At 66.1% G+C, this 14,156-nt stretch carries 5 protein-coding genes; all 5 read right to left on the bottom strand.

The window, feature by feature from the left end:
- Positions 1–28: 28 nt before the first annotated feature.
- Genes C8K66_RS01570 through C8K66_RS01550 form a run of 5 tightly spaced genes read right to left on the bottom strand, consistent with a single transcriptional unit; the run spans position 29 to position 14,079 of the window.
- A complete protein-coding gene (locus tag C8K66_RS01570) occupies positions 29–1,723 on the bottom strand; it encodes an ABC transporter ATP-binding protein (RefSeq protein ID WP_108524100.1) in 1,695 nt (564 codons plus the stop codon).
- Positions 1,720–3,447, bottom strand: coding sequence for an ABC transporter ATP-binding protein (locus tag C8K66_RS01565; RefSeq protein WP_108524099.1), 1,728 nt, complete (start codon positions 3,445–3,447; stop codon positions 1,720–1,722). Before C8K66_RS01565 ends, C8K66_RS01570 begins: the two co-directional genes overlap by 4 nt.
- Positions 3,444–4,493 (bottom strand): Gfo/Idh/MocA family oxidoreductase, encoded by a 1,050-nt coding sequence (locus tag C8K66_RS01560; protein WP_108524098.1) that lies wholly within the window; start codon positions 4,491–4,493, stop codon positions 3,444–3,446. Before C8K66_RS01560 ends, C8K66_RS01565 begins: the two co-directional genes overlap by 4 nt.
- The gene (locus tag C8K66_RS01555; RefSeq protein ID WP_108524097.1) at positions 4,490–9,811 is read right to left on the bottom strand and encodes a non-ribosomal peptide synthetase; all 5,322 of its coding nucleotides are present in this window, start codon (positions 9,809–9,811) and stop codon (positions 4,490–4,492) included. The genes C8K66_RS01560 and C8K66_RS01555 overlap by 4 nt, the downstream gene beginning before the upstream one ends.
- On the bottom strand, positions 9,808–14,079 hold the full coding sequence (locus C8K66_RS01550) for a non-ribosomal peptide synthetase (RefSeq protein WP_108524096.1): 4,272 nt from the start codon (positions 14,077–14,079) through the stop codon (positions 9,808–9,810). Before C8K66_RS01550 ends, C8K66_RS01555 begins: the two co-directional genes overlap by 4 nt.
- Positions 14,080–14,156 lie beyond the last annotated feature (77 nt).

Here is a 14,156-nt window from a genome sequence, read left to right as displayed (position 1 = left end):
GCTGCGACTTTTCGATTAAGGGACTTTTTCAATGGCTGCCCGGCAGGTTTTGCTCGACGAACTGCGCATACCAGCGGTGCGTGGCCAGCAACTGCTCATGACTGCCGCAGCCGCTGACGCTGCCGCCTTCCAGCACCAGGATCTGATCGGCACCGCGCACCAACATCGGGTTGTGCGACACCAACACCACGGTGCGCCTGCCATGCAGCGCCTGCAGGCTGCGATTGACCCGTGCTTCGCAGCGCGCATCGAGGCTGGCGGTGGGTTCGTCAAGCAACAGGATCGGCGCCGGGGACAGCAGCGCGCGCGCCAGGCCGACCCGTTGCCGCTGGCCGCCCGAGAGTAATGCGCCGCCCGGCCCCACCTCACTGTGCCAACCCTGCGGCAGGCTGCTGAGCACCTCATCCAATGCAGCATCCTTGGCGGCGTGTTGCAGTTGCGCAGGCGTGGCTTGCGGCCGGGCCATGCTGACATTCCACAGCAGGCTGCCGGCAAACAGCCCGCTGTTCTGGAACACTTGCGTGAGGTGGTTGGCCAAGGTGTGTTCGCTTAGCTGGCGAATGTCCACCTGGCCGAGTCGTACTGCGCCGGTCTGCGGGTCCATGCCACGCCCCAGCAAGGCCAGCAGAGTACTTTTACCCGCGCCCGACGGACCGACAATCGCCGTGAACGTTCCCGGCGCGCAATGGATGTCCACATCCTTGAGCAACTGCTCGCCGCCTTCGCCGCAGATATTCAAGCCTTGCCCTTGCAAACTCGCATCCCGAGGCTGCTCTCCGGGGTGCGGGCTGTGCAGCGTCGGCACGGCCAACACCGTGAGCACTTGAGACAACGCCTGCCACGCCATACGTAAAGCCTGGTCCAGGTAAGCCAGTTGCGACAGCGGTTCGATGAAGCGCACCAGCAACACCAACACCGCCACCAACAGCGCGCCGGATAGCTGCCCCGCCGCCACCGCCAGCACGCCACCTGCCAACACCAGCGAAAACACCACCTGCACCGCCGCCGCAAAGCCAAGCCCGCTGGGCAACGCGCGGCGGTTGAGACGGTGCGTGGCCTGGTGTTGCTCGTGCAAGGCCTGACGCAACGCCAACTGGCCCTGGCTGGCATCACCGGCGCTGCGGATCAAGGCCTGTTGCTGCGCGAATGTCTGCAACAGCTGCCCGGCGCGACGGTCGACTTGCTGGCGCAGTTGCTCCAGCGCCAGGCTACGTCGCCCGGCCCAACGCAGCAGGGCGAACAACGGCAGATAAGCCAGGGCCAACACCAGCGCCAAACGCGGTTCAATAAAGATCAGCCCCAGCACCACCATCGTCGGCGTCACCAGCGCCGTTACCAGCGGCGCCAGCAAGTGCGCCGGGATGCCCATGCTGTTGAACACCGGCCCGCGCACCAAGTCTTCCAACTGGCCCTGACGCGCCAATGGCAAGCGCGGCAGCTGTTGCACCAGTTGCGAGACCAGGCCGGCCGCCAACCCGGCTCCCGCCAGATAACCACGGCGCTGGGCAACGTAGCTGACCAAGGCCTGCAACAACGTCAGCCCCAGCAACAGCAGCACACTTGGCTGCACACTCTGTTGATCGAACCAGGCCAGTATCAGCGGCACCAGCGCCAACCCCGCCAAGCCATCCAGCACGGCGGCCAGTAGCATCCACCCCAGGGCGCCGCGCAGTACGCGCCGGGCCTGGTCGGGCAAATGACGCAACGGCGAAAGTACACTCATGACACGAACTCCAGTTGATCGGCCGTCGACATTTGCTCGTCCCACAGCTGGCGGTACAGACCGTCCACGGCCAACAACTGTGCATGACATCCGCGCTGCACAATGCGCCCTTCGCAGAGCACCAGGATCTGCTCGGCATGGGCGATGGTTTCCAGGCGATGGGCGATGATCAGCCGCGTGCGCCCGGCTGCGTCGTCGCGCAGTGCAGTACGCAAGGCGCGCTCGGTCTGCGGGTCGGTGGCGGAGGTGGGTTCGTCGAGCAACATGATCGGCGCCCGCGACAGCAGCGCCCGCGCAATCGCCAGGCGCTGCAATTCGCCGCCGGACAGCCGCACATCATCGTCCACCACGCTGGCGTAGCCCTTGGGCAACCCCATGATCCAGTCATCCAGGCAGGCCGCCTTGGCCGCGGCGCGAATCTGTTTTTCACTGGCGTGCGGCTGATACAGGGCGATGTTTTGCGCCAGTGACAGGCGCAATGCCCCCGCCTGCTGAAACACCAGCGCCAGATGCTGCTGCAATTGGCGGCTGGCGATCTGCCGAACATCCACCCCGCCCACGCGCACATGCCCGCTGTCGACGTCCATAAAGCGGGCGATCAAACCGGCCAAGGTGCTTTTTCCCGCGCCGGACGGCCCCACCAGCGCGGTGGTAGTGCCCGGCTCCAGGCGCAGGTTGATCGCCTTCAGTACCGTGACATCACCCTGGGAGAAGCTCACATCGAGCATCTCCACGCTGGCGTCCCGAGGCGATTGCGGCGCGTCGGGCTCGATCAACGGCGGTGTACTCAACACCTCCTGTAGGCGTCGGGCACTTGCGCGCGCGTTGTTCAGCGCATCAAAGCCGTGCCCCAGCGCTAATACCGGCGCCGCCATGGCGCGCACCAGCAGCAAAAAGCCGCACACCTGCACGGCGCCCACTTCGCTCACGCCGATAAATAGTGTGCCAAGTACCACCCAGGCCAACAGCCACGGTGCGCTGAGCAGGACCTGGATCAGCGCAGCAAGATGACCGGCGCGACTCACCCAATGGCTGAAGCGCTGATCAAACTGCTGCACCGCCTCTTGCACACGGCGATGAATGCCCGCACTGGGAAATTGCCGGACCAGGCCCAGGTTGCCGGCGAACTGGCTGTAGTCGCTGAACAACCGCTGGATTGCGCCATTGCGCTGGGCCACGTCCTCGCGGTAATGCGCCGAGCCCAGGCGCCAATAACCCAACACGCCCAATGCCAACGGCAACAGGCACCAGAGCGCCAGGACACTGTTGCTCCACAGCAGGTAGGCCAGGGTGGCCATGGGAATCAACAGCAGGTTGACCAGGTCGGTCGGCGCATGGCCCACCAGTTGGTGCAAGGCCCGCACATCCTGCTCGGAGTAACGGGTGACGCCCTCGGGCCCCAGCCGTGCAAACCAGCCCAAGGGCAAGCGTTGCAGATGCTCGGCCAGGCGCACGCGCAGACGGTCACACAGGTCGGCGTCCACCTGATGGGTCAGGTGCAAGGCCAGGGTCTGGCCGCACAACCACAGCGCTGACGCCACCACCGCCACCACCACCCAGTTCAGTGCCGAAGACGCCAGCGGCGGCGCCTGGCGCAAGCTGTCCGCCAGTTGCGCCAAGGCTATCAGCGGCAGCAGCGAGCAGATCCCGGCGACGGCCTGCAACGCGATCGCCGCCCCTAAGCGCGCACGGAAAGGACGCAGCATTTCGCTCAAGTGGCTCATCGGACGTGCTCCAATGCCTGGGCCAGGCCGGCCGCCGGTAACGTCAGCGACGGCTGCTGCGGGAACCCGAGCGCCGCCGTCACCTGTTGCCATAGCCTCACCACTTCCAGGCTGCGCTGTTGCAGGCGCGCCAGCCCCACCCCCGTGATCAGCGGTTGCAATGCACTGGCCGCAGCTGTCGGCCAGACGCGGCGGTAAACCTGCGCCCAATCCGCCGCCGCGGCCTCCAACACTTCGGCGCACGGCAGCGGCTCATCGGCCTGCGGCCCAAACAGGTCGAACACCCCGTCGGCATCTTGCACCGGCGCACGCACGGCCGGCAGCCACAGCAACGGTCCGTGGGGCGAGGCCAACAGCAACGTGCCGCTGTCAGTGGCGATGCTGATGCGCTGCAGCCTCTGCATGCGCCCGTCATCATTGGCGGCCAACTCATTGAGCACGCGCAACGACACCGGCACTTGCGCCATGACTAGGCTGATATCCCGCCAGGCCGACAGCGCCGGTGCCACGCAGTCCACCGACCATGGGCCTACCGATTCCAACAGCGCCGCCAGCACATCGAGGGTCGCGTAACTCACCTGCACCGCGCAGTCGGCGTCGATATGGCGAATGCCCTGTTGACGATGCAGCTGCCGCGCCAGCTCGATGAACCGCGCCACGCACGGCAACTGCGGGTAGAAACTGTTGAGCAGGCAGCGCCGATGCAAGCGCGCCGCCGTGCTCAGCAAGTCTTGCAGTTCCTGGGGCAGCAACGGGTGCTCGATCAGCACATCAATGCCCCGCTCCATCAGCGCTTGCGCCAAGGCGGGGCCCTGTTCGCCCCTTGCTGCGCCGCCCACCGCTACGCAAGCCAGTTGTGTGTCGGCGGGTACGTGGGCCAAGGCCTCGAAACACGGCACTTCGAGATAGCGAGCCAGTGCGCGGGAGCGACGACTGCCCTGCCCCAGCACCCCGACCAGTTCCAGGTGCTCGGCCGCAGCCACACCAACGGCGTAGAACTGGCCAAAGCGCGAGCCCACCACCAGGGTTTTCACAGGCATAGTCATGGGCGTTCCTCCAGCAAGTAACGACTCAGCCCGGCGTTCAAGCACTCGAAGTGATTGCCGCGCAGGGTCTGCACAGTCAGCGGCGCCAACGACGCCGCCTGCCACCAGGCCTGCAGAGCGGCCTGGTGATCGGGGATCAACGGGTTGGCGACACTCGGCACAAACAGGCGGATGGCGCCCACATACGGCGCGCCGTCGCTGTAGTGGCTGGCGCGCACGGAATGAGCGAACACCCGATACAACTGCTCATCGGCAATGCCCTTGGCCGCCGCCAGTACGCGGGATCTGAGCGCGGTGGCGTCCAGACCCAGGTGTTTGTCGAGCAACTGTTCAGCCGCCGGCAACCCCAGCGCAGCGGTGTCCAGCCCCAGGGTGCCGGCGAAGCTGTAGAGCATCTGCACTTCATCCTCCACCAGGTACGGAATGCGGTAGCTCGATACGATGTCCACCCGACGCACCTCGGCGCCCAATTGCAGCAGGGCCTTGGCCAGCTCCAGCGTTACCAGCCCGCCGGAGCAGTAGCCCAGCAAGTCGAAGCGGCGCCGGCCGCTGTCCCACAGCGCCTGGGCATACCGTTTGCCGAGGGTGGCGTTGATATGCTCCGGCGGCAGGCTCAGGTAATCGTCGCTGTCGTGCACCGCCAATCCCAGCAACGGGCCGCTGCCGGCCAGTTCGGCGATCAACCCGCGATACGGCAGCAGCGTGCCGAGCCCTTCATGCACCAGCACCCGCGCGGTGCCTTCACCCGCGGCCAGTTCCGTCAGCGCATCCACCCGCCCGCGCCCACCCAACGGCGCACGGCGGGTGTCCGTGGAGGGCACCACTGCGGGGGCTTCACTGCTCGACTCACTGCGCAAGCGCTGGGCCAGGCCTTCCGGGGTCGGCTGGCTGAGAGCCCAGCGCAACAGGCGGTCGAAGGGTTGCGCACGGGCCAATGGCTCTTGCTCGCGCAAGCCGGCGATCAATTGCGCGATCAGCAGCGAGTCACCACCGGCGCCGAAGAAATCCTGATCCGCCGACACCCCACTGCAATCGAGTACTCGCTCCCAATGCGCGATCAAGCGCTGCACCAGCTCATCCGCCACTTCCGTGCGCGCACGGCGTGCCGGTTCGAGCTGGCGCTGCTCGGCTTGGGTGGTCAGCGCGCGGCGGTCAATCTTGCCATTGGCGGTGACCGGCAAGCGGTCGAGTATCCGCACCTGCGCCGGCACCATATAACGCGGCACGCGCTCGGCGATGAAGGCCAGCAACGTCTCCTGGCTCAGTAATGGCCGGTCGGTTTTCACGCGTGCGACCAACAGGTCGTAGCCCAGCAGGTGCAGCAGGCTGTCGGTCGACGCCAGCGATTCGGCCTGGTCGCCGGCCTCGCTGTTCAGCCACGCCAGCCACTGGTCCGTATGCACGAACAGCTGCCCGGAGGTGGCGCGCACGTCCTGCGGCGTCTCCATCATCAGGCTTTGGCTGATGCTGATTTCGCGGTGTTCGCGGGTCAGTTCCTGGATCACCAGCCAGGCATCGGCTTGCAGCAATTGGCGTAACCCGGCGAGCAGGCGCGGTGTATCCAGGGCGTTGTTCAATGCGCCGGAGCTGAGCAGCAGGTCCAGGGACCCCGCGGCAAGCCCTTGTTCGCAGGCGGGTTTGTTCATGTCGAACGGCATGAAGCGCACCCACGGATACGCGGCAAAGCGTTCGCGCGCAGCGTTAAGGAAATAGCTCGACACGTCGGAAAACACATAGTCGATCTGCACCCCGTCCGCCACCAACGGCGCCAGCGCGGGGATGATCAGCGCACTGGCGGCACCGGTGCCGGCGCCCACTTCCAGGATGCGCCAGCGGCGCTGGCTCTGGCGCGCAACGATCGCGCAAACCGCCTCGGCCATGGCCCGATGCAGCACTTGGGCATGCTGGCCACGGCTGTACATCGCCTCGGCAATATGTGCCGAGCCCTGCGGGAACATCAGGCTTGCCGGGCTCAGGCGCCCGTCCAATTGCTCGGCCAGGCGGGTCGCGCTGGTGCGCAGGTAATCGACCAATTCCAGCGGCCAAAGACCGCTCGGCGCCAGGCGGGCGAACTGTGCCCAGGCATCGTGCTGATTCAGGTCAGCCGTGCTGACCTGGCAGCGCCAACCGTCATCGTCTGCACACAGGTAGCCGCTGTCGGTCAACAACGTCAGCCAATGCCGCAACAGGCGATGCTGACCCGCGTCGAGTTGCAAGGCCTGGCACAGCGAGTCGAATGCCACGGACTGCCCCGGGATCAGCAAGCCACTGCCGCCCAACCAGTGCAGCAACGACACATCCGCCGCCCGATCCAGCGCCGCCAGTGCTGCTTCGATGGCGGCGCGCGGGCCGAAATCCGCGTGTTCAAGGGTGTGGCGTGCCTGGCGCAGGACTTCGCCCAGCTGTGTGCTCAGGTGAGGCGCAGGCGCGTTGGTGTGCAGGGTGACGAAGCTGCACAGCGAACGTTCGTGACGCTCGCCGAGCAACACCGTGGTACTCGCGGCGATCTGCGGATGGGCCAGCCAGCCCGCGTCGATTTCCGCCAGTTCGATGCGGTGACCGCGAATCTTCACCTGGTCATCCTGGCGCCCAAGAAACTCGATCAAGCCTTCCGCGTCCAGGTAACGCCCCTGGTCACCCGTGCGGTACAGGCGACGCCCGCTGGCATGGGTGATAAACCGCTCGGCGCTGCGTTGCGGGTCTTCGGCATAACCCAGGGCCAGGCCGAGTCCGCCGATATGAATCTCACCACGCACACCCACCGGGCACTGGCGGCCCAGCGCGTCGAGCACTTCCAGGGTCTGGTGCTTGAGGGCCCGGCCGTAGGGGATGCTCGGCAAGGCCGTATCTTCGGCACGAATGGGATGCTCCACCGACCAGATCGCCGCTTCGGTGGCGCCGCCCAGGCTGAACAACTGGCTTTCGGGCCAGCGTTGCCACCAGCGCGTCGGCAGCGTGGTGGGAATCCAGTCGCCGGACCACAGCACACAGCGCGGCCCGGGGATTGCGCCGGGCTCGGTCTCCAGGTAATCCACCAGCATCTGCCCTTGTGCGGGCACCGAGTTCCACAAGGTGATGCCGTGTTCCTGCATCAATTGCGCCCAGTGCGAAGGATCGGCGCCGCGCTCGGGGTCGGGCAGCACCACCTGCGCACCGACCGCCGTGGCGCCGAAGAAGTCATACACCGACAAGTCGAAACTCAACTCTGCCAGGCCCAGCACGCGGTCATCGACGTTCACCGCGTAGCGTTGGTTGATGTCATCGAGGGTGTTGACCACCGCGCCATGGCTGAGCATTACGCCTTTGGGCGTGCCGGTGGAGCCTGAGGTGTAGATGATGTAGGCCAGGTCCGCGGCCTCTACCGCCAGCGGCTCACGGGTTGGCCAATGCGGGTCGGCGGCAAGCGTATCGATGGCGATGCGCGGAAGTTCAAGGGTGTCCGGCCATGCCTGGGCTTGCAGGGCAATCACCGCGGCAATCCCCGCGTCGCGCAGGATCGCCTCGCGGCGCAAGGCCGGTTGGCGGATGTCCACCGGCACATAGGCCGCGCCCATCTGGGTAATGCCCAGCACCGCCATCAGTTGCCAGGCGCTCTTGGGCAGCATCACCGCCACCCGCGCGCCCGGCTGCACGCCGAGCGCTTCAAGCGCCTTGCGCACCGCGGCGGCATGCTGGGCGACCTGGCGATAGCGGTAACGGCCGTCGCGGTCACTGATCACGAGGGCATCCGGAGTTCGCCGCGCCTGTTGGGCGAAGCCGTCGGCGATATTGCGCGCTGGGGCGCTGGCGTGGATCGGCGGGTTTGCCTGCTGCGCGGGCAGCACGATATCGCCACGCGCTTGCCACAATTGCGGGTCGCAGGCCAAGCGTTGCAGCAAGTCGACGTAGGCTGCGAACATCTGCGCGGCCATGCCCTCGGGCAACACGCCGATGCGGACATCCCAGCCGATCTGCAAACCGCCGTATTGGTCGCTGACCTGGCAGTCGATCCACACTTGCGGGGTTTGGCTGATCATGTAGCTGGGCGGCTGCAACACACGCCCGGCATCGCCGAGCATGCGTTCGACGCTGCCGATGCCACTGGTGAACACCACCGGCATCAGGTCGGCGCCACGCCCTCGCACACGGGCCAGTTCGCGCAGTACCTCAACGCCGGTGAAGCGGCTGTGGTCGAGGTCATCGAACAGCTGCGCGCCGATACGCCGCGCACGCTGGACAAAACTGGCGCCCTCGGTGCCGTCCACCGCGAGCAGGCTCAGGGCGGTGAAGTCCCCCACGACCTGGTCCAATTGCGGGTGCAGGTTCGGCCGGTTGAGCACGGTGAGGTTCAGGCAAAAGTCCGGGCTTTGGCTCCAGCGCCCGATCACCTCGACAAACGCGGCCAGCGTCACGCCCGCCGCGCTGAGGCCTTGAGCGCTGGCAAGGGCGCACAGGGCGTTCCATTGCCCGCTGCTCAACACGCCATGGTGGTGGGCGAAACGCGTGGAGCCCAAGCCCGCGTGCTCGCTCAGCGGCAGGTCCGGACGCCCGGGCAGGCTGTCCAGGCGCGCCAGCCACCACGCCTTGTCGGCGTGCCAGGCGGTGCTGCCGCGCGCTTGCTGTTCGTGCTCGAGGTAGTCGCGAAAGGTCGCTTCCAGCGCCGGCCAGTGGCGCGTCGGTTCCAAGTAGCGCTGGGTGAGTTCTACCAGCAGCAGTTGCAGGCTGGCGTAGTCGAACAAGGTGAAATCCACCGAGCAATGCAGGATTGCCTGCTCGCGTCCCACGCTCAGTTCGGGCAGCAGGATCGGCCATTGATCGAGCGCATGGCAGGCATGGTCCAGGCGCTTGCGCACGCTGTTCAGGTGCGCCTCGAACGCCTCGGGCGTGGCGTCGCGGCGGTCATGCACCGGCAGCTGTTGCCATGGCACCTGGGCTTGCACACGTTGCTGATGGTTATCGACCACCGCGCGCAGCATCGGGTGACGTTGCACCACGGCGTTCCAGGCCTGTTCAAGGTGTCCGGTGTCGACGTTCGCCGGCCACGGGTACTCGACATACAAGTGGCAAGCGTTGCCGCCATAGTCAAAGGCCGGGTTGCGCCCCAGTACATAGGCGCCCTGTACCGCGCTCAAGGCGAAGGGTTGCAGCGCCTGCTCCGGCTGTGCGCGCCATTGTTGGGGCGCAAGATGCACCAGCAGCGCTGGCCGCTGGGCGCGAATACGCTCCGCCAGGGCTGAGTCCAATGCGCCTTGCGGCGCGCGAAAATGCAGCTTGCCGTCAGTCGCCCAGAGTTCGATCTGGCGTTCACGGCAGATGTGCAGCACATCATCCAGGCTCATAACACGCCCTCCTCGATAGCCACTTCGCCGCTGCGCACCAACAGCGCGGCCATGCCTGCCAATGTCGGCTGCAGGTAGAAATCGCTCATGCGCAGGCTGGCGCCCAGTTGTTCACGCACGCTGGCCAGCAGCCGCGTCGCCAGCAGGCTGTCGCCGCCCAGGCTGAAAAAGCTCGCCTGGGCGCTGTGCACCGGCCGTCCCAGGATGGCCTCCCAGCACGCTGCCAGGGGCTGTAGCTCGGCACTGAGTTCGCCGTCTTCGTTGTTTGCCGGTTGCCTGCGTTGCAACGCGTCGCTGAGGCTGGCGTGCAGGCGCGCGCGGTCGATCTTGCCGTTGGCATTCAGTGTCAGGCGCGGTACGGACCACAGATGTTCGGGCCGCATCGCCTGGGGCAAGCGTTGTTGCAGCCATTGGTCGAGGCTTTCAGCGGTCAGGGTTTCATCCGCCGCACGCGCACTCAACAGCAGCATCGCGGGGTTTTGCCACAGGCATTCCAGGTGGCGAAAACCGCTCTGGCCGAGCAGGTGCGCCAGTTCGGCAGCGTCAGGCAATACCGGTGCGCGCTCATCCAGCAGCGCCGCGCTGACCAGCCGCAACGGCGAGTCGCGCAGCAGGTCGGCCAGCAACAGGCGGCCTTGCGGCTTGAGCAGTGCCTGCGCCAGATTCAGCCCATCGCCGGGCTGAGCATAACTGTGCAAGGCCGCGAAGCTGATCACCACGTCGTACTGTGACCAGTGTTCAGCGGGCAGCACGCCCTCCACCAGCAGTTGGCTCGCCACGCGCCGGCGCTTGCCCACGCTGGCCGCCAGCAGGCCGGGGCTGCTCTCGAACAAGGTCAGTTGCACGTCGCGCGAACTCGCATGGTTCAGCCATTGCTCCAGCAACTGCCCGCCGCGCACATCCAGCACCGCGACTTTCAGCGGTGTGCCGCGGTGTTGTTGGAGCGCCTGGCTCAGGGTGTCCAACACCTGGCGGCCCGCCGGCAGGTTCAACGCCATGGCCTGCGGTGCCAGCAACGGATCGAACAACACTTGCGAGGCGCCGTCTTCGGTGCGCAACAGCACCTGCAAGGCACCGACCATGCGGTGCAGATCCGCCTCGCGCCACCCTAAGTGCGCCAACGCGTCGTGCAGGCTGAGCGACTCGACATGCTCGGCCAGCCACTCGCGCCACGTGTCGAGCAGGGCGCTGGGCGGCGGGTCTTGCAGCAGGCTGCGCAACAGCTGCGCGGTGACCTGGTGTTCTGCGGCCAAGGTGTCGTCGAGCATCGAGACGGCCGGCAGCGCCTGCGCCGATGCAGATTCAGGGCTGATCACCACGGCCGCGCCGAGGCTGCCGTTCAACACGGCGGCACAGGCGCTTTCAATCCGTGGGTGGGCGGTGAGCGCCGCTTCGATTTCCCCCAGTTCGATACGCTGCCCGCGCAGCTTGACCTGCTGGTCCATGCGCCCGAGAAACTCAAGGGTGCCATCGACCCAGAAGCGCCCGCGGTCGCCGGTGTGGTACCAACGCCCGTGCTCATCACTGCGAAAGCGCTGTGCGGTCAGCAGCGGGTCATTGCGATACCCCCGCGCCAGGCTTGCACCACCGATCAACAGTTGCCCGATCACCTGGTCCGGCACATCGCGCCCGGTGGCGTCCACCACCCGATACGCCTGGCCGGCCAAAGGGTTGCCATAGGGAATCGACGGCCAGTGGTCGGGGACCTCATCAATGCTTTGCAGGTTCGACCAGATACCCGCCTCGGTGGCGCCGCCCAGGCCGTACACGCGGCACTGCGCGGTGGCGTGGCGCCGCAGGCGTGCGGCGAGGTCGAGGGCAATCCAGTCGCCCGACAGCAACACCGCCCGCAGGCTTCGGTAATCACAGGCATCGGCGCCGACGCCCAGGGCCATTTCCAGCAATGCCGGGGCCGAATTCCACAGGCTCACGCGGTGTTCGGCGATCAGTTGCGCCCAACGCGCCGCATCGCGGGTTTCTTCAGGTTGCAGCAGCACCAGGCGAGCGCCCTGCCCCAGCACGCCAAACAGATCGTACACCGACAAGTCGAAATCCAGCGCCGACACGGCCAGCAGGCAATCATTCGGTGTGACCTGCAGTTCGGCCTGCACCGCGTCGATCGTGTTGATTGCGGCGCCATGGCAGACTTCAACCCCTTTGGGAATGCCGGTAGAGCCCGAGGTGTAGATCACATACGCGCTGGCGCGCGGCGATAGCGTTTTCGGCGCGGCCAATGGCGCGGACTGCTCAAGCACCGCCGGGTCAAGCCATTGCAGCGCGTTGCCCGGCGGCTGATCGGCAATCACTCGGGTGATGCCCGCAGCCGACTCGATCAGGCTGCGCCGCGCAACCGGCTGTGCGGTGTCCACCGGCACATAGCAACCACCGGCCGCCAGCACGCCGAATACCGCGGCGATCTGGCGAGGCCCACGCGGCAGGCAGACCTCCACTGCCTCGCCCTGACGCATGCCCGCCTCAAGCAAACCCGCCGCTATACGCAGGGCTTGGGTGGCCAGATCGTTATATGTCCAGCGTTGCGCGCCGCAGATCAGGGCGAGTGCGTCGGGTTGTCGGGCACTTTGGCGAAAAAAGTCTTCAAGCAGGCCACGCCCCGGCGCCAACGCCGGCAGGCTGTTCTGCTGGTCGCGGCGCGCCTGTTGCGCCAGCGGCAACAACACCGGTTGCGGCTGGTTCCAGTCGCTGTCGGCGAGACGCTGCACCAGCTCGACATAGGCGCTGAACATCGCCTGCGGCACGCCTTGCGGGAACAGTTCGGCAACGCTGTCCCAGGCCAGCAGCACACCGTCCTCAAGCCGATACAGTTGGTGGTCGAGCCACACTTGCGGGGTTTGCGAGAGCATGTCGTGCAGGTCGCCAAACACCTCGCGAAAGCTGGCGGGGACAAAACTCGAATCGCTCAGGTTGCAGGAAAACACCACCGGCGCGGAACGCGGATGACCTTGGCGACGAGCCTCACGCAGCACTTCCAGCGCGGGAAACGCCGCGTGGTCGATGGTGGCGTGCAAATCGCGCTGGTAGCGTCGGGCGCCTTCGGCAAACGGCAACTGCGGCGCGTCTTCACACGCCACCAGCAGCAAGGTGGTGAAGTCGGCGATCACCTGGTCGATGGATTGCTGGTCATCGTGACGGTCGAACAACGGCACATTGAGCAGGAAGCTCGACTGTTCACTCCAGCGTGCCAACACCGCGTTGAATGCCGTGGCGAACACACTGGGCAACGTCAGGCCATGGGCCGTCGCCTGGCGTTGCAGGCGTTCGGCTTCTGCGTGACTGAGTACGTAAGCCTGGCGGGTAAACCGTGGCGCACGGATCGATTCCGGGGCACAGGCCAGCGGCAGTGCGGGGCCGTCCGGCAACTGCGCAAGGCGTTGGCACCAATGCTCACGATCTCGCGCATACGCCTCTGCGCGACGTTGGCGGCGCCGGCCCAGGTAGTCGGCAAATTGCACGTCCGGCGCGGGTGCAAGCGCGGCCGGCGCCTGATAGGCCTGGCCCAGTTGCGCCATCAACAGGCGCAGGCTTTCCACGTCAACCGCCAGCAGGTCGACACTCAACCACACACGATCACGGCCTTCGGGCAACTGCACCAGGCCGACCAGCAACACCTGCCCCGCGTCCACGGCCAGGCATTCATGCGATCGCCATTCACGCAGCGCGTGCCAGGCGTCTTGCGCAACCGCTTGAGTGTGGTGGCGCCAATCCTGATGGTCGAAAACCGGCAATTGCGTTGCGCCAAGAATGCGTTGGCGGCCGTCGTTGAAACTGGCACGCAACATCGGGTGACGCGCCTGCACGCACTTGACCGCCGCTTCCAGGCGTTGCGCATCGATGCCCTGGCAATCGAATTCCAGCCATGCGTGGCAACTGATATTGCCCAGCACTTCGGCGGGCCCGCGCCCCAGCCAGTACGCCTGTTGCACCGCGCTGAGTTCAAAACTGTCGTCGGCTGCGCTCAACGGGGCGACATCAGCCACCTCCACACGTCGCACCGCCTGGCCATGCAGCAGCCCAAGCCAGGCCGCGAGGCTGGGTTCGGCGCTGAGTTGGGCGAAGTCGACCCGCAACCCATGGCTGCGCAGGCGCTCCTGCAAGTACATCAGGCGGATGGAATCCAACCCGCAGCCCAAGAGGTTTTCCTCATCGCCCAGGCTGTCGATTTCTTCCACGGTAGCGCCCAGCAACTGGGCAAGGTGTTCGATCAACCATCTGCGCAGTGCGGTGGTGTCTGCTGTTGTCAGCTCGCTCATGAAAAGCTTCCTGTGACCCGTCTAGATAAAGTCCCTGGCTCACCAAGATGGAAGCCATTCTCAATTGGAACTCTATC

This window comes from Pseudomonas sp. GV105 (assembly GCF_003058185.1).
GTDB classification, from domain to species: domain Bacteria; phylum Pseudomonadota; class Gammaproteobacteria; order Pseudomonadales; family Pseudomonadaceae; genus Aquipseudomonas; species Aquipseudomonas veronii.
The sequence above is the reverse complement of the archived record's forward strand: the minus strand, read 5'-3'. Positions and strand labels throughout refer to the sequence as shown.